Source organism: Yersinia kristensenii, assembly GCF_900460525.1.
Taxonomy (GTDB): domain Bacteria; phylum Pseudomonadota; class Gammaproteobacteria; order Enterobacterales; family Enterobacteriaceae; genus Yersinia; species Yersinia kristensenii.
In genome coordinates this window covers 3,874,723-3,896,522 of the sequence record NZ_UHIY01000001.1, presented here as the reverse complement: position 1 = coordinate 3,896,522, position 21,800 = coordinate 3,874,723, and the positions used below count along the sequence as shown (strand labels likewise).

Sequence of the window (21,800 nt, the reverse complement as noted above, 5' to 3'; positions counted from 1 at the left end):
GTTTTACGGCGCACCGGATAAATTTTTCAACAAAACATTCAGTGAATGACAACTTCGACAGCGCTAATTGGGTTATTTTGTTTTTTATTCAGACATTCAGTGCAGTTACATTCCTCTTCATCAGCTAATACTTCCAGTATCGCAGCGGCAGCAGAGGCTTTCTCAGCATTCTTAAGTTGCTTTTCCAAGAATTCTTTATTGGCTATGGCTTGTTTGAAGAGAAAAAAGAATGCTTTTGTGCGAAGGGACGCATTACCCATATTTTCACCAATTGTTTTGGCGGTCATTTCTGATTCGTGACCAGAACAAGTCAAAGTGATTTCGATTTTCATTGTTGGATTTTTCATGTTTATTTATCTCTGTAAATGCTATTTGAACGTTTATTGACTTCGCTTAAAATAAACCGAGTAAAGTCATCGTGGTCAGATATATAAGCACCGCCGATTGTGTTTTCGTCGAGGTTATTGTGTTTCACATATTTGCATTTCATATTAGCTATGAAAGTCATATAAGCAGCATTGCGCTCGGAATGAGAGCGCCAAACATTGTTGGTATTAATCCTCAGAAATGCGTCAAAACGTGGATTCATTGATTCCTCCAAATGAATTTAATAAAGCGCCTATACAGACGCTTGATAAATTCACTTTAAAGAACTCATTAGCCAGTCGATCCCTCTTCGGGGCTGGGAAGTGATTACGTCGCTCACTCCGTGGCGTAATACTTGTTGGTTTTTAGGTGTAGTAATCCCCTGCGCGAATTAATAAGAATTCACACATGTTTAATTGGGTAACTCACAGAGAAAGGCTCAGGGGTTAATACTGTACAAATTTATTCCACTGTTAATTGATGGAATCCTAAGCCTTTCTTTTTGAGTGCCTGACTTATTTATCCACCTCAGGCGGCGGTGGTCTTGTTATACCCCTACAACAAGTTCTGTGGTAATATATAAAAACCCCTTAACAAGTAATTTTTTATTTTATATGTTATCTAGTCTTACGATATTAGCTAAATCCTTTATTGAGAAATCATCTGAGCAATTTATGGTCACAGTTGTTATCTGGTCGGTAATATTGATTTTCGTCCCTGATAATTTCAGGGATTTAATCAATGCTAAAATCGGTATACCGTATGCTCTCCAAATTTGCAGTTTTGCTGTTGCATTCACCATCACGTTAATCCTGAAATACATATTCCAGATTGCTTTAGCGTTACTTCCTGATGTTTGTGACAGACACCGAGCTTCAGGAAAGGCAAAAAAGATTAACCGCGTTATTGATCAGCTCACTGATGAAGAGCGATACCTTCTTTCTTTTTGCCTTGCTCATTCCAACCGTCAGGTCATTAAAAAAATTAATAATCATGTAGCCAGAAGCCTTGTCAGCAAAGGCATATTGTTTCCTCCTGCCTTCATCCCCAAGGGGAATTCAGAGATTATCTTTACTGTTTCTCTTGATTACTGGCCATATCTCCAAAAAAGATGGGATATTTTGGCTCAAAAACTGAAATAACCTTATTCGGCGAATCCACGATAACGTTCTTCGCTATCAAGGAGTGCTTTCCTGGCTAACCAAATGCGGGCCTCAGTGCCTGCATTGGGTTCAATTTGTTGTAGACGCTCAACATTCTCAAGAAGCAGGGTAATTACATGTTTTAACTCGTTGCTATCCATCTTTCTTTAACCTCTATTCACTACCGGCAAATCATCCAGCTATTCATACGCCGCTGGCGGCTACTTCGTGGGCGTCCTGCCTGTTTGCTGTTGCCCTTAACGCTGGGCTGCGTGCTGCTGTAGTTTGTGATCAGATGTATTTCTGTGATGGTTATAGTAAACACCATTTTGATTTTGTTGTCAACAAAATGTTTATTTTCGTTCTTTTAAAAATACACTTTGTGTTGATTTTTAAAGAGGGAGGAGAGACTAAAACGATGAAAAAACCCTGCCTAGAAGCAGGGTTTGGTATTCGAATATATATCGTTACGACTAGATCGCCATTACTGACCAGTGAATAACTCGACCTATGATTTTTACTGATTTTAGATCTGCTTCTTCATCAGGATATTCGTCCCTGTTATAACTTCGTATGCTTAGGCGGTGACCAGGTAAACGGTAAAGAAGTTTTAGGCGATATAACTCATCTTGTTCTATGGCGTAGATAGCGCCATCTTTGATTATTTTATTACCCATATCGACCGTTACAGTCGCGCCGTTAGGGATTACAGGATCCATGCTTCCACCGTGGACACTAAATGCGACAACATTTTCTGCACATGCTCCTGCACGCCGTATAGTTGATTTAGAAAAGCGCAATTTAAAGCCATTGTAATCTTCTGACATGCAACAACCATGCCCTGCGGCTAGTTCGATACTTTTAAAAAATGGTATTTCTACTTCATCGTCATCCAGAGGAGTAGAGCTGTCCCAGGGTGAAATTGGGAGCTTTTCTGGATGTAAATCCGAAGTTTTTTTCTTCTTAGGTTCTCCATCGCCTTTTAAGAGCCAATCAAGAGAGTAGCCAAATGTTTCGCTAATCTGATTCGCTGCTTCACGGCTGATGGCATCCCTTTTTATCCAGTTATGGATTGTTTGCGGACTTGCATGAAGTTTTTCTGCTAGATCTTTTTGTTTCAATCCTTCTTGCTTAAGTAAGTATTTGATTCTTTCTGAAATTCTACTCATGAGTGTACCCCTCTGACTATAAATCTAAACATTATGTTTAGATTTTCCAACCCCCATTTTGTTGATTTTTGTGTTGATTTAAATTAACGTTGTGTTTATTTTGTTTATTAAGCGTAGGGCGTTATGAAAGAAACACCAATGACGCCGTTAGAGAAAGCAGTTCAGGCAGTAGGGGGGAAACAAAAAACCCTTGCTCAACGGCTAGGAGTATCTGAACAGGCGATTACGCTGATGAAGCAGCGTGGAAAGGGGTATTTACCCCGGAAACGGATTGAAGATTTTGTTCGGGTGACTGGATTGAAGAAAGAGGATCTTTACCCGGATGTATTCACAGATATTTAGACATATCGACATGCCAACCGCGTTCTGTAAAGACGATGAGGCATGGATTAGAGAGCAACTGCTACAGCTGCCACCTTCGCTGAGGCGAAGAGTCGCAGTTAAGTATGCGGCTGTTTATCAAGAAACGTTTGATTCTGAGCCTGTTTCATTCAGACGTGAAAACAGGGCAAGACGAGAGGCGAATACAAGGCTTCGTCTGTTTGTGAAGAATCAGGGCAGAGCATTACAGGGGTATACCGTTCCACCGCCCCTGGCAGGAACACCACGTTCCTGAGGAACACGCTGATTGAAAGATATCAGGTGTCGGTGGAACACCTCCCAATGATACAGGGTTGTTATGTTTGTTAATTTTTATTTAACAATGCCTGAGAGGGGGGTTGGGGGGACGTGCCTGCGGGGTAGTGGGGTGCAACCCCGCTGGTAAAGCTCTACCAGACAACACAGATGGTTAAGTAGATCACTGTATAGGGGTATACCCAAAACACGCAGACATATAGACGTCTAAATATCCAGAATGCTAATTGTTTAACTGCTAATGGGAGAAATTATCATGTCACTCAAAGAGAACCTGATAGCTCTGGTACAAGGGGCATTCCTGCCAGACGAAATCGAAAACAAGATCACTTTCCTGTATCTCTTTGAATCAAAGATCCGAAATGCGGGCTATAGCCTGACACCGAATTATCCTGCACCGATGCCTGGGAGTCGCAGTGGTTTTGGTCGGGTCGATTATCTCATTACCTGTCAGGAGGGTGAGAAATGCGTGGTGGAGATTGATGGTAATGCTCCTCGTAAGCGTTCGATTCGGAAAGTGTGTGCTCTGGAGACTCGAGGAGTAAAGGGATTCATTCTGCTCCGTTCTGGCAGAGCTGTCAGGTTCAGCGCCTCCGGTGTTGATGTGGTATCGGCGACTAACGGCAAGTGAGAGAGGGAGTATGTTGAATATTACTCCAAATTTTGCGCAGGAACGGGCACTGAATATGCTCAGAAGCGGTTGGAAGGATAACCGCACGTTCATGGTGTACTCACCTACTGGAAGCGGTAAAACGGGATTATCTGCGTTTATCACCAAGGGTTTTATTGATCGCGGTATGCGGGTTTTATTTATTGCCCCGTTTACCATCCTGATTAACCAGACGTCACAGCGTTTCATTGAGTACGGGTTGCCGGAAGATGAGATCAGCTTCATCTGGCGTGATCACCCAAACCATGACCTGAGTCGCCTGATCCAGATTGCCAGTGCGGACACCCTTATTCGCAGGGATTTTCCCGATAACATCGACCTTATCATCATCGATGAGGCGCATATGAAGCGCAGAGCTATTCTGGAAGTGATTAGAGACTCAGAAATAAAAACCATTGGGTTGTCAGGAACGCCGTTTTCTGCGTGGCTGGGGCGCTATTACGAACGCTTAATCAAGCCAACCACCATTGGTGAATTAATCAAACGTGGTGACTTGAGTCACTACGAATTTTACGCGCCGACCAAACCAGATTTAACCGGGGTAAAAACGCAGGAGACAGTGGCTTACGGACGTGATTACAACGAGGCGCAGTTGGCTGAAATCATGAATGGTTCAGCGCTGGTCGGAGATATCGTTGATAACTGGTTACAGCACGGTAAAGACCTGCCAACGGTAGCTTTTTGTGTGAATGTGGCCCATGCCAATCATGTGACATTGCAGTTTCGTCAGGCGGGGATTAATGCCGAGGTGATGGTAGCCGAAACACCACATGATGAGCGTCAGTTGATGATCCGCCGTTTCGAGTCAGGGGCGACAAAAATCATTGTCAGTGTGGGTGTTCTGGTTGCTGGTTTTGATAGTGATGTTCGCTGCCTGATTTATGCCCGACCAACGAAAAGCGAGATCCGCTGGTTACAGGCAATTGGCCGTGGATTGAGGAAGGCGGAAGGCAAAGAGTCCTGCCTGATATTCGATCACAGTGGCACCGTTCATCGTCTCGGTTTTCCTGATGCAATTGAGTATGACGAACTCCCGGGCAAGAACGATGGCATGAAACCTTCGTCCAGTGCTCAGGCGAAAGAAAAGGCCGAAAAACTCCCGAAGGAGTGTCCTTCCTGCCATTTCATGAAACCTGCGGCTGTCTATGTTTGCCCTAAATGTGGGTTTAAGCCGCTGGCCGGTGAAGATGTTGATACGGATACAAACCGTGGACTGAATAAACTCAACAAGAAAGAGCGTGTATACACTCAGTCCCAAAAGCAGGCGTGGTGGTCACAGATTAAGTTTTATCAGCGTCAGCGCGAGGCGATGGGGAAACCTGTTTCAGATGGTTGGTGTGCTCATACCTACAAAGACAAGTTTGGTGTCTGGCCTCGTGGACTCAGTGATTTTCCAATGGAATTAACGCCGGAAGTGAGTAACTACATCAAACACAAACAGATTGCTTATGCCAAGTGGCGACAGAAACACGGCAAGATGAGTAACGCAGCATGAAGACACTGGAAGCCGCAAAAGGCCACTGGCCTAAAATTTTCGAATACTTTGGGTTGCCCCCAGTGACAGGGAAAAGACATTACAAGGGGGAGTGTCCGGTCTGTGGAAGTCAGGGAAAATTCCGCATAGACGACCGAAACGGTGAAGGAACATGGATTTGCTGTTGTGGCAGTGGCAATGGGATGAAACTGTTAATCCGAACACAGAACAAGCCATTTAGTGAACTGTGTGCGGAAATAGACAAACTGATTGGTAATGATTACCGACATGTTTGTGTTCCCAATAATGATGAGAGACAAAATCAACGCCAGAAAGTGATTAACCGATATGTAAATCTTTCCCGTTTAAGAGGAACAACCGGAGAAGGGTACTTAAGAAATCGCGGAATTAATGTTTTACCGACTGATGCCATTAAGTTTGACGATAATCAACTTCATGCCGGACGTGTTTATCAGACGCTTTATTCATTGGCGACAGATTGCTACGGTGAATTATGTTATTTACACAGAACATTGTTGGACGGAGATAAAAAAGCACAACTGGGAAATATCAGTACCAAACGAATGAAGGCGTTACAACAGGAAAATTATTTGGAATATACGCGCTCGGTTGCAATACGGATGTTTCCGGTATCGTCCACGCTGGGAATAGCAGAAGGTATTGAAACTGCATTATCTGCTTATCAGATTTATGGTGTAAATACATGGGCGACAATTAACAGTGGTTTTATGAGTAAGTTTATTGTTCCCGCAGGCGTTAAACATTTAATTATTTTTGCAGATAAGGATAAGAGTTCAGCAACAGGGCAATATGCGGCCTTTTCCTGTGCTCATGCTAACCTTCTGGCAAAGAATGATTTGATTGATGTCACAATACGTTATCCCGACGAAGGGGATTTTAATGACGTCTTAATGAAAGGTGAGTTGGTACGAGAAGAGAATTTTATAAAAAAAAGGCAAGCAGCTTAAATTTATTATTCCTTGCGATATAATATATCGGATTGATATATGGAAAAGATAGAGTTTTGTTTCCATGAAACCACACGGCTATCATTTTGGCAATTATTGAAAGAACTCGTCTCCACGAAGAAAAGATATCGGGTCGTCATTACCGAGTGGCGGGATAAAAGAAGTATAAGTCAAAATAGTCTTAGTCATTTGTGGTATTCAGAAATAAGCCATTACCTGAAAAAGAACGGGAATTCATTTGCCACGCCAGAATGGGTCAAGGACAGTATGAAGCATATGTTTCTCGGTTATGAAGAAAAGGAAATTATAGACCTTCGAACGGGGGAGGTGACGGTTATTTCTGTTTTGAAGAAAACCTCGAATTTAAATACGGGGGATATGCATTTCTATTTAAATCAGATTGAAGCTTGGGCATTTGGAATAGGTTGTCATTTGACTATTCCAGAGCGCTGCGAATATCAGAAACTCAAACAACAGCAGGTTGCGTAATGAAGCCTCGCAAACCCAAAAACTGCAAAATGTGCGGAGATGAATTTACTCCGTTACGCCCGTTTCAACATGTTTGCGGAGGAAAGTGTGCCATTGCTTTTGTTCGTAAAAATGAGGCTGAGAAAAAGGCCAAAGAAAGAGCGGATAAGTTGAAAATCCGTCGCAGGAATGCCCGGCCCTTATCACATTGGATTGCGTTAACTCAGCGAGTGGTGAACGACTTGCGACGGGAAACCTGTTTAGCCAATGGTGATGGCTGTATTTCATGTGGGACTCACAACGCCAGTTCATGGCATGCGGGACATTTCAGAACGACAGCATCAGCCAGTCATTTACGGTTCACCCACGACAATATCTGGCTTCAATGTTCCTCCTGTAACGTCTACAAATCAGGAAATATCGGACGTTATCGGCGCAATCTCGTTAGAAAAATTGGTGAGGAACGGGTTTTAGCATTAGAGAACGATAATCGAACCCACAGATGGACAGTTGAAGAGCTGGAACAGATAAGAAAACAGGCCAGAGCAGATTTGAGAGTTTTAAAAAAGGGCCAGATGAGTAAGGTGGCATAATGCGTGACATTCAAATGGTATTGGAACGTTGGGGGGCATGGGTTGCCAATAATCATGAAGATGTGGATTGGTCGCCAATTGCAGCAGGTTTTAAAGGACTTATTCCTTCTAAGGTCAAATCACGGCCAGCATGTTGTGATGATGATGCGCTGGTTATTTGCGGCTGTATGGCTAGGTTGAACAAGAATAATTCAGACCTCCATGATTTGCTGATTGATTATTATGTGTTTGGCATGACCTTTATGTCACTGGCGCGTAAGCATGAAGTGTCGGACGGAACGATTGGTAAATGGCTCCAAAAAGCTGAAGGTGTCATACAGGGAATGTTATTAATGCTGGGTATTTCATTGGAGATGGACAGATATGTTCAGCGTGAGCCTGTAGCGATGAAATTAACGGGAACAGGGGAATAAAAAATGTATGGGATCGGGTTGATGGTTGGACTTGCCTCTGTAGTGGTTCTGGCTCTTTTGGTTTGGTTAATTGGGGATCGCTTTAAATACTGAGGCATAAGAATTTACCAGGTTGTATAAATAACAAAACACTTATATAAATATAAGTGTTTATTGACATGAAAGTCTTTATTGCTTATATTATATGTATCTGGAACGGAATGCTTTTTAATTCAGGGGAAATAATGGTCAAAGTGGTTTGGTCGAAGATCGCAGCCAAACAGCTTATCCGAATTGATACGCGATACCAAAAAGTGATAAAGCAGAAGGTTGAATTGTTGGTTAACTTCCCGCTAGTTGATTTGGATATTAAAAGGCTGACAGGCAGTGATAAAAAGTACCGAATGAGAGTGGGTGATTATCGGATAATTTTTGATATCACGGATGGTGAGCCAAAGGTTTTGGAAGTGAAAGAGGTTAGGCGTCGCCAAACTAACACTTATTGACTATAGAAGTGGAGGAAGACTGTTCACCTTTTTCCCTGAAAGAGCACCGTTAAATCACTGGAGGCTTATAATATGGCTGATATTCAATTCATTACTGATGCGAGCGGTAATAAGCAGGCGGTAATTCTTTCTATCGAAGAATATAACGCATTGCTTGAAGCAGCTGATCGGGATGAGGACTACGTATCAATCCCTTACATCCAGGGGCCAAGCGATGATGAGACAATTCCTCATGAAGTGATATCTATTATGGTAGATGAGGGAGTCACCCTACAGGCAGCATGGCGTATTTATCGTAGGTTGTCACAGGTTGAAGTCGCTCAACAGCTGGGTATGTCGCAGGCTGCTGTATCCCAGATGGAGAAGTCAGGAAAACCGCGCACAGCAACACTTGAAAAGCTGGCTGAACTTTATGGTTGCCGCTCTACTCAGCTTTTGCTCGATTGAATTCACTTTGAAAATTACTTTACGTACGTAAAATCCTGCATATCATGTTAAGAGTGGTTACAAAGCCACACCGCTTAATGTCAACGAACCCGCCACTGTGCGGGTTTTTGCTTTTTAAGTATCGAACAATAACCTCTGAAGTAAAAAGAAACAAAATCTAACTTTTTGTTATTAATTAGATTGTTGAATATTTTTTACGGTTGAGTAATATTCCTGCCGCTGTAGTAATAGCTGTAAGGGGGTAGGACACTTGCAGTATTGGTCATCGTTATTACTACAGCATTGGAGCATTGGCTCTTTCCGTACTAGCCAGCGTATGTGATTTACTTCTACCCGATCACAAACTTGGGCTTGTCTGAAAGAGCCACCGAGCGGTCATCGTATAATGGCTATTACCTCAGCTTTCCAAGCTAAAGATGCGGGTTCGAGCGAGTGATTTAAAGATTGAGTTATTTTTCAGGAGAGATGTTTGATTAAACAATTATTGACTGTGATGGTTTTGTCTATGGGAATGCTGTCGAACTACGCTAGTAGCGCTAAAACGATGATAGGTGTTCTACAATCGCCTGCTTCAGGTGTCGTTTGTGATGTATATGTTTGTGCTGATGCAAAAGGAATTTCTGTCGAATTAACAAGTCAGTATTTAGGTAAAATCAGGGGCGAACAGTTAACTTCTCTAGGCGATTTCGATTATTCTGCGTTTACTTTTGCTAATGGGATTTTTTGCGATACTAGAGAGAGGTTATGTCGTAAAGATCGGTATTTTGGACCGGATGGTAAACGTAGCGGTGCAGTAGACGAACAATATACTCAGTTATTGTTCGAACATAATACATTGCAGCGCAACTGATTTGAGATGTAGCTTATTAATTAGCGATGAAGGGATAGCCCGGAGCGTTTGGCGTGCTGAACAATTGCCATAGGTGCTGGGTTGTCCCATATCTTCTACCCTGTTGTTTTAAAAGGGGGAATCCGGCACCTATGTGAATTGTGATACAACAATCGCATGGGTCATTGCTAAGGGAAATCAGTACCTCAGGCAACGATAGTGATGGCCCAGCCGATTGTGGTGTCAGCGTAACTGCGCGGGTAATGCTGGAGATTTTCATCATGTCACCTGAGATTGGCCCGATGTCAGGTTAACCAGCGCCTGAACATCTTCGGGATAAGTATCGAGCACCACATCATATTTTTTCCGCTAGTTGGCGGTTTATACTCTGTAATGTATCGCCCCACTTTGGTGGGGCTTTTTTTTGCCACTCTTCTGTCTATTTTCATTTCGGATAAATCATGTACGAACCATTAACGCTGTCAGCGGGTGTGACTGCTGCTTCGGCGGGGGTGACTTTTGCGGCGATGTTCCCGGAGGCAACCCCTGCCGTGGTGGTTTGCTCCCTTGCTGGCGCGGCACTCTATGTGCTTTCCAGTCACCCACATCGTTTATGGAGGCAGGTGTTATTTGCACTGATTTCATTTATTGGCGGAATTTACTGTGCTGACACGGCATCAGAGATTATTGCCGCCTTGATTAATGCCGGACTGAATCAACTTAGTCCACCTGTCACCATTCGTGTAACGCCAGCCATTGGTGCTTTGGTGGCGTCCACTATCTGTGTCAGCGTCTTACTTCGGGTGATGTCTAAGTATCACATCAATTCCGACTCAAATGGGAAGGAGGAGGATTGATGGAATGGCAAACATGGATATTGGCCGCTAATGCTCTGGTCTGTCTGCTCATCGTTGTTCGTTTGATGTTCTATCAGAAAACAGGACGTTATCGCTTTTTCTATTCTGTGTTGGCTTATCTGGTGATATTGGCTGCGGGGTGGATAGTTATCCGTATCTGCTACGGCCAATATTCCGGTGCTGACCCGGCAGAGTTGCTCTTGAATTTGTCATTTTGTCTGGCGATATGGGGCGCAGGTGGAAATATTGCAAAGGTGACATATTGGCGGGAGGACGCATCTCATGACAAAAAATGACATCTTTGAAGCTATTCTCGGCAAAGAAGGGGAATACGTAAACCACCCCGACGATAAAGGCGGCCCGACTCGCTGGGGTATTACTCAAAAGGTGGCTCGTGCGCACGGTTATACGGGCGATATGCGTAATCTGCCAAGAGAAACAGCGCTGGCTATTCTTGAGGCTGATTACTGGACAGGGCCACGCTTTGACCAGATAGCAGAGTTATCATCAGACATTGCCACCGAGCTGTGTGATACCGGAGTGAACATGGGGCCATCAGTCCCCACACGAATGCTTCAGCGTTGGCTGAATGTGTTCAACCAGCGCGGAAAACTTTACCCTGATATGGATGTTGATGGCCGTATTGGCCCACGGACCTTAATCGCCCTGAAAGCATTTTTGCGTCACCGGGGCAAAGAAGGCGAGTCTGTTTTACTAAAAGGTTTGAACTGTACGCAGGGTGAGCGTTATCTGGAACTGGCCGAGAGTCGAGAGGCTAACGAATCGTTTGTTTATGGCTGGATGAAAGAGCGCGTAACGATTTAACTCATAGTGATAGATGAAAAGCAAAAACCCCAGCTGCGCGAACAGTCTGGGGTTTTCTATTTCTACACCTTGATGTAGCAAGAGAGAGCGAGAATTTTAGTGGTTCCGGAGAAAATCCTCGAGGGAAAGTATAAAAGATTCTTTTTGAGGTTGTCTATGAAAAATGGTCTGGAAATTGACGCTCCAGTAAGTGTCGAACTCATGCGGGCCGTCATTTTTGCAATCAAAGTCATGGCCGTTGGAGCTGTATCTGTGCCTGCAATGTATGGCATTGCCAGATTAATTCTGGCTGTACGCTGGTGGTGATATGAGCCGTCTCACTTTAGGTTTTGTCGTGATGTCAATGATGGGATTAATAGCCTTGGGTTGGACTACCGACCACTACCGCAGCAAATATCTACAGGCTGAAAGGCTTGCCAGTGAACGCCAGTCCACCATTGAGGATATGACAAAGCGCCAGCAAATAAATGCTGCTTTAGATGCCAAATATACGCAGGAACTCGCCGATGCAAAATCTCAGATTGAAGCTTTACGCGCTGATGTTGCCGCTGGTCGTCGGCGGTTGTGGCTCAACGCGCAATGTGTGTCCACCGCCAGTGCCCAAACCGACACCGCCAGCATGGATGATGCTGCCGCCCCCCGACTTACTGACGCCGCTCAGCGGGATTATCTCCGTCTCAGAGAGCGCATCGACATTGCCACAAAGCAAATAACGGGCTTGCAGGAGTACATCAATAAAGTGTGTCTCGGTAATTGAATTGCAACGTTGGGGCGTCTTTATGTACAGGATTGAGTCCCTAAAGTAACCAAGGCATAATTCTGTCGCTAACGTTTTGTGATTATTCATATTTGAGCATATACAGAATTTATGTTTGAAATGACTGATTTACCGCGTCCCGGCAAGCGATACCAAGATGAGCATGGCGCGCTTGTAACCATAACTGGTATTGAAGAAAATCGGGTTGTTTTCATGCGAGATGGGTATCCATATCCATGTATGCGACCGTTGAACAATTTTTTGAATAGATTCCAGAAAGTGTCGAATAGACAGAGCGAATAGTTCCCCCATTAGCCTCGCAATCGCGGGGCTTTTTTATGTCTGATTTTCCTGCACCATGCCCGGTGCTTATTAACCACAGAGCCTTACAGAAATGAGCTTCGGAGGAACACCGTATAAGCGGCGGCTTCTCTGTGGGCGGTGTTTCTGGGCGACGAGGCTCATTTTGATAAGGAGAACGTGATGATCTCAGCATTAACGTTTAGAAACCATGAGGTTATTCCCTTCAATAATGGCGATGGAAAAATCTGGTTTACCAGTGAGCAGTTGGCAAATCTGCTTGAGTATACCGATAGCAAGAAGGTGGCTAATTTATATAACCGTCACAAAGATGAATTTACTGAATGTATGTCTACAGTAGCCAAACTGAGGACCAGTAAAGAAAACAATGAGTTACAGTGTATTCAAATGAGGATTTTTTCAGTTCGTGGGGCGCATCTCATCGGCATGTTATCGAGAACTAAAGTAGCAAAAGCTTTACGTCGTTGGTTGCTTGATTTAGCAGATAAGGAACAGGAGCCAAATCTGGCCTATCTGGATTTACCCCAAATGAAGGATATGACAATTGAAGAGATGCAGAATCGGGTGACTGCGGCAAACAAATGGTCTCTTGAAAATTTTGGTCGAGCGGGTAGTCAGATGATGAATCTACGTCGTCGTCATTTGAAGAAAATACGAAAGGCAGAAAAAGCTCTGATGGAAATGTCGCAAATTCAAATACCAGACTTGGGTGAGTTTGCTGTGGGAGAGTCAGCATGAATCCAACTCAGTTCATCCATACAAATGTCAAAAATGAGCTGGTAAAGCAGGGATATGACGCCACTGTAGCGCTGATGGGGGCTGATATGGCGGTAGAGCATTACCGCCGTTGCTCTCAAGCCAGCAGAAAGGGAGCGATATTCGATGACTGTCTAAATATGGGTAAGGCATGGGCAGATAAGTATAAAAAGAGTGCCAAGTGATGGGCATTACAGGTGGTATTCACTGAGTGCCACCGATAATGCGCAGGCAAAGTCATTAACTGCTCCCGCCGCTCACCCTGAGCATGGTCGTTGATGGCTTTTATTTTGGGAAAGATGGGCGACCGCCGACAGTTCGCACCTGTTGGCGGTCATCATACCCATGTCACAGGTCATGAGTACAACCAAGGCCCACCCGCTCTCGAGAGCGGTGGCATCATATAAAACCTTGAATGCCATGACTAGTAGAAAAATAGAGATCACTTATCGGGATAAAAAGGCACTAAAAGCCTATGTGCAAAACGTCATCAAACACCCGGAAAAGCAAGTTGAGCAGATCGCGGACAGCATAAAAACGTTCGGTTGGACGAACCCTGTTCTCATTGACGAGAAAAACGAGATCATCGCCGGACACGGTCGTTTGTTGGCTGCTGATGTACTGGGTATTGAGCAGATCCCCTGTGTCATTCTGGAAGGATTATCCGAGGCAGAAAAACGCGCTTATCGTATTGCTGATAATAAAATTCCGCTGAATGGTTCCTGGGATCAGGACATGCTGGCGCTTGAGTTATCAGAGCTGCAAGATCTGGACATCGATCTGTCAGTTACCGGATTTAGCGATACTGAGCTGGAGGATTTACTAAGCGACGGTGTTGCAGAAATTCATGACGATGATGATCGCTACACGTCTAAAGTCGAAACACCGATTTATGAGCCATCTGAGACTCAGCCGCAAATATCCGAGCTGTATGACGAAGAAAAAACGCAGGCGTTGAAGCAAAACATCAAGGCTGCCCAGCTTCCGGATGACATTGAAAAATTTCTGATGAGTGCGGCAGGGCGTCATACGGTTTTTAATTTTTCCCGGATTGCGGATTATTACGCTCATGCACCGGCAGAGGTTCAGACACTGTTTGAACAGTCTGCTTTAGTCATCATTGATTATCAGCAGGCCATTGAGCAGGGGCTTGTTCACATGACAAAGAGCATCGTTGATGCCGTATTTGAATGTGAGGAGGGCGATGATGCGTAATGATTTTTGCGTGTTTATTCTGACTCACGGACGCCCTGAAAAAGTCTATACGTGGGATCTGCTTGTCCGTTCTGGCTATACGGGGAAAACCTACATCGTGGTTGATGATGAGGATAAAACCCGTCAGCAGTATATCGAGCGCTTTGGTGACAAAGTACTGGTGTTCTCAAAAGCAGAGATAGCGAGCCGATTTGATGAGGCGGATAACTTCGGTGACAGACGGTCAATTTTTTACGCCCGTAATGCCTGTTTTGAGCTGGCCGTGCAAGTTGGGTGCAAATACTTCATCCAGTTTGATGATGATTATGTTGCTTTCCAGCTTCGCGTTGATCGGGAGTTTAACCCCAGCTACAGGCTGATAAAGAATTTCGATGCAGTGCTTGAGGCTATGCTCGCGTTCTACGAAACCATCCCAGCCAAATCTATTGCAATGGCACAAGGTGGTGATTTTCTCGGTGATAGCCGAAAAAGTGGAAAACCTGCATGGATTAAGCGTAAAGCAATGAACAGCTTTATTTGCTCAACCGAGCGGCCATTCCGTTTTATGGGGCGCATTAATGAGGACGTAAACACGTACACCACGCTTGGACGGTGCGGTGAACTGTTTATGACCATTGGTGCAGTGCAATTGCTACAGAAACGGACGCAAAGTAACGCCGGTGGCATGACGGAGTTATATCTGGACTCTGGCACTTACGTTAAGAGTTTTTACTCGGTGATGTTTTCCCCCTCATGCGTGAAGATTTCCCTGATGGGCAGCACCCACAAACGTATTCACCATAAGGTGATTTGGGAGAACGCCGTCGTCAAAGTAATTAGCGAAGAACATAAAAAGCGTGGGGGTGAAACATGTTCCCCACTTTAAAAGTTGAAGCGCTGGCGGCTCGCCGAATGACTGAGCAACAAATCGCTGATGTGTTGGATATTGACTTGAAGAATATGGCGCGTGAACAGCTCCGTTTATTCCGGGAATCGATAAGAAAAGGGCGAGCCAAGGGAGAGGCAGAGTTACGCGATGCGTTGTACAAGCAAGCAAAAGCGGGTGATCGCTCGGCATACATTGAACTGATGAAGCGAGAAAGAAATACAAGGTACTGATGTATGAGTAACTGGAACGAGGAGGAGGTCAAGGTTGATTACTGTGCTGGCATTCTCACGCTCCGGAAAATCGTAGAAAAGCACGGGATAGCAAAATCCACGCTAATTGATTTGGCCAACCGACGTGGCTGGGTACGAAAAAAATTCCCGACCAAATCAGCGACCAAGAATCCGACCAATCCGACCAAAAAAGCCGACCAAAAAAAATCTGGTCGGACGGAGGGTCGGGGGCAGGTAATTAGCGCAGGACTTGGGATAACTAAAAATTCAGGTAGAGGCTCATCCTCAGAAACGAAACGGAAAAACCGGAGTGGAAACCCCAATCCAAAAAATCAGTTCTCCATACGTAATACAGCCTCTCTTAAACACGGCGGGTATGCTCGCCGTATGCTTTTCTCCGACAGTATCGTTGAAGATGCACAGGCGTTGAGTCTTGAGGATGAGCTATTCCTGTTAAGAGCACGAAACCTGTATACAGCTGAAAATATCGGTCGTTGGCGCACTCAATTAGATGATTACGGCGGTGAAAACAAAGACCTGCAAGACAAAATCTCAGCCGCTGAGAACGCCATGATGCGTAACACCACCCGTATTGAATCCATTGAGGGGACATTAGCGAGCATCCGCAAGATACATGCTGATGCTGATTATCGCGAAGTAGCGACGGAGAAATTATTGCGTGAGTCTGACCGAGAGAGGAATGAGCTTGAATTAGAAGGCCTACGCCTGCGTAACGAAAAGCTGCGAACTGAAAACGAGCATCTTAAAAAAGGGGCCGGTGGTGGTACGAATGAGGTGATCATTCATAACTCTTTATCTATGCCGAGTGGAGGCGGCAATGTCGATTGAAATATATCTGCCTAAACCACATGAGGGGCAGATAGAAGCATGGAATGCCGCGATAGAGGAGCGATTTCACGCTGTATGCTGTGGCCGCCGTTGGGGGAAAACGGTGATGCTAGTGAATATAGCTACCAGTTATGCTACACGGCGTTTTCCCGTACCCATAACGGGAGAAATGATTGCTGGGAGAGTGGGGATTTTTACTGCGCAGTATCGTCAGTATCAGGAAATCTGGGATGAGATTTCGGCAGTACTTCACCCGCTAATTGCCAGTCAGTCAAAAAATGAAAAGCGAATCATCCTCCGAAATGGGGGGCGTATTGATTTCTGGGTGACGGACAACAACAAACTGGCAGGGCGTGGGCGTAAATATCACGCTGTGCTGATTGATGAGGCCGCATTTACTAAATCACCAGAAATGCTTGAGGAAATATGGCCGCGAGCAATACGCCCTACGTTAGTTGACTATCGTGGTCGTGCCTGGGTTTTCTCTACGCCTAACGGTATTGATGAAAGCAATTTTTTCTATGCAATTTGTCATGATGAGTCGTTGGGATTTGTGAAACATCATGCACCAACATCATCGAACCCGTTTATCCCGAAAGATGAACTGGAAGAGACTGAGCGAAAATCTGACCCTCGTGTATGGCAGCAAGAATATCTGGCTGAATTTGTTGATTGGTCAAAAGATGCATTACTTGATATCGATAAGTTGCTGGTGGACGGACAACCTGTAGGCGTGCCTAAACATTGCGACGTGGTGTTTGCGGTGATGGATACGGCGCTGAAAGGCGGGACTGAGAACGACGGAACAGGTGTTGTCTATTTTGCTTATGAACGTACGTATTCAGAACCCCTTTTGACCATCGTTGATTGGGACGTCACACAGATTAAGGCGTCATTGCTACCTGAATATATGCCTGGCGTTTTTGCCAATCTCGAACGATTGGAAAAGCTGTGTGGTGCCCGTCTTGGTAGTCAGGGGGTTTATGTAGAAGATGCCGCAATGGGGGCAATTCTGGCACAGAAGGCTGAAACTGAAGGCTGGGATATGACGCCTATCAAATCAGCGCTGACCAGCAAAGGGAAAGATGAACGTGCAGTTTTAGCCTCTGGCCACCATTATCTTGGTAAGTGCAAAATAACCCGCGAAGCATATGACAAAACAGCTTCTTTCAAGCGTAGTACCGCTAACCATCTCATAAAACAAATTGCAGGTTTCCATCTGGCAGACCGTGATGCGCATAAACGCGCTGATGATCTTTTCGATTGCTACACATATGGGCTGATCATCACATTTGGCAACTACGAAGCACTGTAAGTAAACAGGAAACTCTCTAATGGCTGAGATTCAGATAAGTAACAGCCCCGGCGCGGTGCTGGCTGAGATTCTTGATTCTGAACTTATCCGACCCGGCGGTGATGTTAATTACAATCTGTGTAAATTGCTTTGGCAGTTTCACCCGCTAGGCGGAAAACTGGTTGAAAAACCAATCCTGATGGCAATGTGCAAACCGCGACAGTACAACGTTGAAACTGATCCTGATGATCGCGTTGTACGTCGATTCAGGGATGTATGGGAACGAATGGAGATTAACGAGAAGGTTAAGAACCTTTTCTTTCTTTCCCGCTGCTATGGTGCTGCTGCAATTGGCGTTGGTACCGATAGTGTTTCATGCAGGGAACCGTTGCCCACTTTCGGGCTCACAGAAGATGATGTGTATATTAATGCATGGGATCCGCTGAATGCTGCTGGCTCGATGGTGACAGACCAGAACCCCAATAGCCCTTATTTTCAGAGTGCTAACCAAACACTGAAAATCAACGGTAAAAGCTGGCATCCGTCGCGGACACTGAAAATTTTCAACGGCACACCGATTTATCTTGAGTTCCAGAATTCCACCTTTGGTTTTACTGGCCGCAGCGTGTTTCAGCGTGTGCTTTATCCCCTGAAATCCTACATCAACACGATGGAGGCTAACGACTTAGTTAGCCAGAAAGCCGGGGTGCTGGTGGCGAAAGTCGTACAGTCCGGCTCAAAAGTGGATGGCATTATGGCAGCCGCAACGGGTAAGAAGCGGGAAAACGTCAAAATTGCCAAAAATGGTGGGGTGATTAGTGTTGGTGAAAAAGACGATATTCAATCGTTGAACCTGCAAAATATTGACGGTGCGCTGAATGCTGTGCGCGATAACATTATTTCAGATATTGCCTCAGGCAGTGATGTTCCGGCGATCCTCATTAAAGAAGAAGCCTTCTCAAAAGGCTGGTCTGAAGGCTCTGAGGATTCAAAGGCTGTCAGTCAGTATATCGATGGTGTTCGCCAGCAGATTGAGCCTGTAATGGATTATTTCGAACGTTTGGTGCAGTACATCGCATGGAATGAGGATTTTTATCTTTCCCTGAAAAATGATTACCCCGACATCATAAAGGACGACTATAAAACCACTTTTTTCCAGTGGCGTCGCGAATTCACGGCGACCTGGCAAGAGCTGGTGGAAGAGTCACCTGATAAACGCCGGGAGAGCGACAGTAAAGTACTCCAACAGGCCTGTACTCTATATACCGCTGTTGTTCCTCAGATTGATCCCGAAAACCGGGCTGCCGTAACCGAATGGCTGGCAAGCCTTGTCAATTCCACTCAGACATACGGAGAAGCGCCTCTCATCATTGATGTGGATGCGCTGGCGAACTACGAACCACCGAAGCAGGAGACGCTTGATGGCAACTTCCAGCCGAGCGGGGAGGAAGCGGAGTAGGACGTTGTATGAAGTCCTGACAGATGCCGTTAACTACTACATCAATCATGGTTGGGATACCGAAAAATCTTTGCTCGACTGGTGCCGAAAATTACGTGTGGCAGCCAGCAGAGAGACACCAGACGATGATGTGGCACGTAAACACCTTACCGCAATTTATAGCCGCCTCGTTATTCACGGCGGGGCATTACGAGAACAACCCTCAGATGGCCCGAAAAAGGTCACCCTCGATAAATTGAAACCAGAGTTTCGCAAAGAACTCGACAAGCGAATTTTCGCCAGTGCCAGCCTGATAAAACTCAACCGCGAACAAGCCATTGAGAAAACTCTTCAGCGTTTTCAGGGATGGGTGACATCTATACCTCCAGATGGTGTGAGCGACGTTGATCGGAAAGCCAGAAAAGCGGAATTTCAAAAATCTATCAGGGACATGGATTTTATCAGTCGCCGTGTAGCAATTGACCAGGGCCATAAGCTCGCCAGCAACGTCAAGTATCTGCTTGCGGTACAGAGCGGCGCTATTGCTTTTCGTTGGCACTCTAACTGGCGGCGTACGGGTTATGACTACCGTGCCGATCATAAAGAGCGCGACGAGGTGATTTATCTGGTGCGAGGGACGTGGGCGGATGAACAGGAACTGATAAAGCCTGTAAATGGTTATTACGATGAAATTACGGCGGCGGGTGAAGAGGTTTTTTGTAGTTGTCAGGTATTCCCCATCTACGCCCCGCAGAAATTGCCAGAGGAGTTTCTAACGGAGAAAGGAAAACGTGAGTTTAACCGAGTTTGAAGTAGCGGAGCGGATCAGGGACGGGACTGTGCCGTCTCCGGTGAAGTTTTCAAATATGTGGCTGGTGAATTTGCGCATAACGGGAACAGGTCTGGCATATCGCGCTGGTTTGAAAGAACACGTCTGGCGCGATCCGAAACTCTACCTGAATGATGAGTTTCTTCGTCGTTGTAATGGCTTACCCGTCATCGTTAATCATCCAGATAAGGCCACCCTGACGGAGGAAGATTTTAAAAACCGCATCGTCGGCAGCGTCATGCTGCCCTATGTTCGTGGTGATGAAGTATGGGCGGTGTGCCGTATTTATCTCAAAAATATTGTTGATGAAATTATCGAGGGTGAAGTGTCCACCAGTCCTTCGGTAGTTTTCAACCGCTCGTCAGGGAACGTAGAGGTGCAGGAGGGAGATACCAATTTTCTTATCGAAGGTGTGCCGTATCTCATTGACCACATTGCTGTGGTGACGAAAGAACGTGGATCTCTGGGCGTATGGGATAAAGACCGGATCCCCGTAGGAGTTGAAGTAACAAATACAGGTGATATTCAGATGGAAAAAGAAGAACTGCAAGCCCTTTTGACGGGCGTGGTGAATGACGCCCTAAAAGGGGTAAACGAAAAAATGGATGGTGTAGTCGCCCGCATGGATTCTCTTGAACAGCGTGATAAAGCGCGGGCTGATGCTGAGGCGCAGGCCAGAGAAGCCGAGGAGCAACGAAAGGCTGATGAGGCAGCGGAAGAACAACGCAAAGCCGATGAAGCCGCAGAAGAACAGCAAAAGGCCGATGAAGCTGCTGCTGAGGAACAGAGAAAAGCTGACGAAGAAGCCGAAGAGCAACGTAAAGCCGATGAGGCCGAAGAAAAAGAACGTAACGACGCTTTGTTGGCTGATGCGCAGGCTAAAGCTGATTCTGCCTTCAGTGCCTGCGGTAAACATGCCCCTGCGCCGTTCTCTGGTGAAAATGCGCTGGATTATCGCAAGCGGGCGCTGATGACTATGCAAAAGCACTCTCCGGCACATAAAGACGTAAATATTCGTGCGATTGCTGATTCTGCAACGCTTTCTGTGTTGGAGGATGCGATTTTCTCTGCGGCTCGCCAATCTATTGAAAAAGAAATGAATTGTACTCAGGGACAACTCCATAAGCGGGTACGCAATGATGATGCCGGACGCCGTATCATTGAATATCAGGGCGATCCAAATGTATGGCTTGCCGCTTTCAAAACCCCAGGTCGCCGATTAGCAAAATTTAATACTCAAGGGAGCATGAGCCATGCCTGATATTAATTTCAACCCGTTCAAAACACGCGGTGCCTTCAGTGGCCTTTTTAACGTTGAATCACAAGGTTTGACTCAGGGGGATGCACAAGATGATCCGGCGATCCGTATGCAGCTTTGCTCTGGTCTGTTGGATAGCAACATCACTGATCCTGTTTGGGGCGGTGTAGGGATGGTCGAATGTATCGCGCCGTCGAAAAATAGTGTGTGTGGTTCCATCCTCAAAAAGGCAACGGACACCGAATGCAACGCTTTTACTGTGTTCAATCAGGCATTTCACGGGATCACTACTCACGAAAATCCTGTGCCTCTGTATCTGGCGGGTGGTTCTGTCCATTACTACCGTATTGGTTCTGGGGCTCGTATCCCATTACCGATTAGTGCTGCCGTCGCTGCTTTGGCAGATGGGGCTAACTCGGTAGGCACAGGTGATTTTGTTTGGGATATGACAAACAACATTGTGGATGTGTCTACCGGTTCTGGGGGCGGAAATCCGAAGATAAATATTAAATTGCTGATGGTTTCAGTGGGAGGAAACCTGACGGTAAAAAAAGAAGATAACGGTAACGTGGTCTGGGAATACAGCAAGCCATGTGGTCTGTTTTTGATTTAAGGAGTGATA

The 21,800-nt window shown here is 45.5% G+C and carries 32 protein-coding genes; 29 read left to right on the top strand and 3 right to left on the bottom strand.

The annotated features are described in order from the left end of the window. Nucleotides 1–38: 38 nt before the first annotated feature. Nucleotides 39–347, bottom strand: a complete 309-nt coding sequence (locus tag DX162_RS17970; protein WP_098080860.1) for a hypothetical protein — start codon at nucleotides 345–347, stop codon at nucleotides 39–41. A 693-nt stretch (nucleotides 348–1,040) separates the two neighbouring features. Between DX162_RS17970 and DX162_RS17960 the strand changes: the two genes are divergently transcribed. Next, nucleotides 1,041–1,508 (top strand): super-infection exclusion protein B, encoded by a 468-nt coding sequence (locus DX162_RS17960; RefSeq protein WP_032821320.1) that lies wholly within the window; start codon nucleotides 1,041–1,043, stop codon nucleotides 1,506–1,508. A 2-nt stretch (nucleotides 1,509–1,510) separates the two neighbouring features. Here the strand turns inward: DX162_RS17960 and DX162_RS22345 are convergent, their stop codons facing one another. Together DX162_RS22345 and DX162_RS17955 are read right to left on the bottom strand one after the other, a co-directional pair. Next, a complete protein-coding gene (locus DX162_RS22345; protein ID WP_004393638.1) occupies nucleotides 1,511–1,669 on the bottom strand; it encodes a hypothetical protein in 159 nt (52 codons plus the stop codon). A gap of 312 nt (nucleotides 1,670–1,981) precedes the next feature. Further along, nucleotides 1,982–2,677, bottom strand: coding sequence for a S24 family peptidase (locus tag DX162_RS17955; RefSeq protein ID WP_004393639.1), 696 nt, complete (start codon nucleotides 2,675–2,677; stop codon nucleotides 1,982–1,984). A 123-nt stretch (nucleotides 2,678–2,800) separates the two neighbouring features. On the opposite strand from DX162_RS17955, the gene DX162_RS17950 reads away from it, so the two are divergent. The 28 genes from DX162_RS17950 (at nucleotide 2,801) to DX162_RS17815 (ending at nucleotide 21,791) form a co-directional block, all read left to right on the top strand. After that, the gene (locus tag DX162_RS17950; RefSeq protein WP_004393640.1) at nucleotides 2,801–3,019 is read left to right on the top strand and encodes a YdaS family helix-turn-helix protein; all 219 of its coding nucleotides are present in this window, start codon (nucleotides 2,801–2,803) and stop codon (nucleotides 3,017–3,019) included. After that, nucleotides 3,000–3,293 (top strand): hypothetical protein, encoded by a 294-nt coding sequence (locus DX162_RS22650; protein WP_098080857.1) that lies wholly within the window; start codon nucleotides 3,000–3,002, stop codon nucleotides 3,291–3,293. The genes DX162_RS17950 and DX162_RS22650 overlap by 20 nt, the downstream gene beginning before the upstream one ends. A 276-nt stretch (nucleotides 3,294–3,569) precedes the next feature. After that, the gene (locus tag DX162_RS17940; protein ID WP_032821335.1) at nucleotides 3,570–3,944 is read left to right on the top strand and encodes a hypothetical protein; all 375 of its coding nucleotides are present in this window, start codon (nucleotides 3,570–3,572) and stop codon (nucleotides 3,942–3,944) included. 10 nt (nucleotides 3,945–3,954) lie between these two features. Beyond that, nucleotides 3,955–5,478, top strand: coding sequence for a DEAD/DEAH box helicase (locus tag DX162_RS17935; RefSeq protein ID WP_098080854.1), 1,524 nt, complete (start codon nucleotides 3,955–3,957; stop codon nucleotides 5,476–5,478). Further along, on the top strand, nucleotides 5,475–6,446 hold the full coding sequence (locus DX162_RS17930) for a toprim domain-containing protein (protein ID WP_098080852.1): 972 nt from the start codon (nucleotides 5,475–5,477) through the stop codon (nucleotides 6,444–6,446). Before DX162_RS17935 ends, DX162_RS17930 begins: the two co-directional genes overlap by 4 nt. A gap of 39 nt (nucleotides 6,447–6,485) precedes the next feature. Next, a complete protein-coding gene (locus DX162_RS17925) occupies nucleotides 6,486–6,935 on the top strand; it encodes a YbcN family protein (protein WP_098080851.1) in 450 nt (149 codons plus the stop codon). Next, nucleotides 6,935–7,507 carry a recombination protein NinG gene (locus DX162_RS17920; protein WP_098080850.1) on the top strand — a complete coding sequence of 191 codons (573 nt, stop codon included), beginning with the start codon at nucleotides 6,935–6,937 and terminating at the stop codon, nucleotides 7,505–7,507. The genes DX162_RS17925 and DX162_RS17920 overlap by 1 nt, the downstream gene beginning before the upstream one ends. Beyond that, a complete protein-coding gene (locus DX162_RS17915) occupies nucleotides 7,507–7,920 on the top strand; it encodes an antiterminator Q family protein (RefSeq protein ID WP_004393660.1) in 414 nt (137 codons plus the stop codon). Before DX162_RS17920 ends, DX162_RS17915 begins: the two co-directional genes overlap by 1 nt. A gap of 224 nt (nucleotides 7,921–8,144) precedes the next feature. Continuing rightward, nucleotides 8,145–8,405, top strand: coding sequence for a type II toxin-antitoxin system RelE family toxin (locus DX162_RS17910; RefSeq protein ID WP_032821338.1), 261 nt, complete (start codon nucleotides 8,145–8,147; stop codon nucleotides 8,403–8,405). A gap of 72 nt (nucleotides 8,406–8,477) precedes the next feature. Next, on the top strand, nucleotides 8,478–8,852 hold the full coding sequence (locus DX162_RS17905; RefSeq protein WP_004393662.1) for a helix-turn-helix domain-containing protein: 375 nt from the start codon (nucleotides 8,478–8,480) through the stop codon (nucleotides 8,850–8,852). A 505-nt stretch (nucleotides 8,853–9,357) separates the two neighbouring features. Next, nucleotides 9,358–9,702, top strand: coding sequence for a YcgJ family protein (locus DX162_RS17900; protein WP_373368410.1), 345 nt, complete (start codon nucleotides 9,358–9,360; stop codon nucleotides 9,700–9,702). 440 nt (nucleotides 9,703–10,142) lie between these two features. Then, nucleotides 10,143–10,538 (top strand): putative holin, encoded by a 396-nt coding sequence (locus tag DX162_RS17895; protein WP_004393629.1) that lies wholly within the window; start codon nucleotides 10,143–10,145, stop codon nucleotides 10,536–10,538. Then, a complete protein-coding gene (locus DX162_RS17890) occupies nucleotides 10,538–10,834 on the top strand; it encodes a phage holin family protein (protein ID WP_032821311.1) in 297 nt (98 codons plus the stop codon). Before DX162_RS17895 ends, DX162_RS17890 begins: the two co-directional genes overlap by 1 nt. After that, nucleotides 10,821–11,363, top strand: a complete 543-nt coding sequence (locus DX162_RS17885; RefSeq protein WP_032821312.1) for a glycoside hydrolase family 108 protein — start codon at nucleotides 10,821–10,823, stop codon at nucleotides 11,361–11,363. Before DX162_RS17890 ends, DX162_RS17885 begins: the two co-directional genes overlap by 14 nt. Nucleotides 11,364–11,519: 156 nt before the next feature. After that, nucleotides 11,520–11,669 (top strand): hypothetical protein, encoded by a 150-nt coding sequence (locus DX162_RS22340; protein ID WP_004393631.1) that lies wholly within the window; start codon nucleotides 11,520–11,522, stop codon nucleotides 11,667–11,669. A 1-nt stretch (nucleotide 11,670) separates the two neighbouring features. After that, nucleotides 11,671–12,120 (top strand): lysis protein, encoded by a 450-nt coding sequence (locus tag DX162_RS22785; protein WP_115155883.1) that lies wholly within the window; start codon nucleotides 11,671–11,673, stop codon nucleotides 12,118–12,120. Between the two features lie 111 nt (nucleotides 12,121–12,231). Further along, nucleotides 12,232–12,423 (top strand): DUF4222 domain-containing protein, encoded by a 192-nt coding sequence (locus DX162_RS17870; RefSeq protein ID WP_071777732.1) that lies wholly within the window; start codon nucleotides 12,232–12,234, stop codon nucleotides 12,421–12,423. 180 nt (nucleotides 12,424–12,603) lie between these two features. Continuing rightward, nucleotides 12,604–13,179, top strand: coding sequence for a BRO-N domain-containing protein (locus DX162_RS17865; RefSeq protein WP_032821313.1), 576 nt, complete (start codon nucleotides 12,604–12,606; stop codon nucleotides 13,177–13,179). Then, nucleotides 13,176–13,382, top strand: a complete 207-nt coding sequence (locus DX162_RS17860) for a hypothetical protein (RefSeq protein WP_032821314.1) — start codon at nucleotides 13,176–13,178, stop codon at nucleotides 13,380–13,382. The genes DX162_RS17865 and DX162_RS17860 overlap by 4 nt, the downstream gene beginning before the upstream one ends. A 235-nt stretch (nucleotides 13,383–13,617) precedes the next feature. Next, the gene (locus DX162_RS17855) at nucleotides 13,618–14,412 is read left to right on the top strand and encodes a ParB/Srx family N-terminal domain-containing protein (RefSeq protein WP_115155911.1); all 795 of its coding nucleotides are present in this window, start codon (nucleotides 13,618–13,620) and stop codon (nucleotides 14,410–14,412) included. After that, the gene (locus tag DX162_RS17850) at nucleotides 14,405–15,277 is read left to right on the top strand and encodes a GREB1-related protein (RefSeq protein ID WP_098080849.1); all 873 of its coding nucleotides are present in this window, start codon (nucleotides 14,405–14,407) and stop codon (nucleotides 15,275–15,277) included. The genes DX162_RS17855 and DX162_RS17850 overlap by 8 nt, the downstream gene beginning before the upstream one ends. Next, the gene (locus tag DX162_RS17845; RefSeq protein WP_004393467.1) at nucleotides 15,262–15,510 is read left to right on the top strand and encodes a hypothetical protein; all 249 of its coding nucleotides are present in this window, start codon (nucleotides 15,262–15,264) and stop codon (nucleotides 15,508–15,510) included. The genes DX162_RS17850 and DX162_RS17845 overlap by 16 nt, the downstream gene beginning before the upstream one ends. 3 nt (nucleotides 15,511–15,513) lie before the next feature. Beyond that, a complete protein-coding gene (locus DX162_RS22635; protein WP_227744179.1) occupies nucleotides 15,514–16,359 on the top strand; it encodes a hypothetical protein in 846 nt (281 codons plus the stop codon). Further along, entirely contained in the window at nucleotides 16,349–17,674 is a 1,326-nt protein-coding gene (locus tag DX162_RS17835; protein ID WP_032821230.1) for a terminase large subunit domain-containing protein, read from the top strand. Before DX162_RS22635 ends, DX162_RS17835 begins: the two co-directional genes overlap by 11 nt. 19 nt (nucleotides 17,675–17,693) lie before the next feature. Next, on the top strand, nucleotides 17,694–19,112 hold the full coding sequence (locus DX162_RS17830) for an anti-CBASS protein Acb1 family protein (protein WP_004393470.1): 1,419 nt from the start codon (nucleotides 17,694–17,696) through the stop codon (nucleotides 19,110–19,112). Continuing rightward, nucleotides 19,075–19,902, top strand: a complete 828-nt coding sequence (locus DX162_RS17825; RefSeq protein WP_032821231.1) for a hypothetical protein — start codon at nucleotides 19,075–19,077, stop codon at nucleotides 19,900–19,902. The genes DX162_RS17830 and DX162_RS17825 overlap by 38 nt, the downstream gene beginning before the upstream one ends. Further along, a complete protein-coding gene (locus DX162_RS17820; RefSeq protein WP_032821234.1) occupies nucleotides 19,883–21,181 on the top strand; it encodes a DUF2213 domain-containing protein in 1,299 nt (432 codons plus the stop codon). Before DX162_RS17825 ends, DX162_RS17820 begins: the two co-directional genes overlap by 20 nt. After that, entirely contained in the window at nucleotides 21,174–21,791 is a 618-nt protein-coding gene (locus tag DX162_RS17815) for a hypothetical protein (protein WP_032821236.1), read from the top strand. Before DX162_RS17820 ends, DX162_RS17815 begins: the two co-directional genes overlap by 8 nt. The last annotated feature ends 9 nt before the right edge of the window (nucleotides 21,792–21,800 follow it).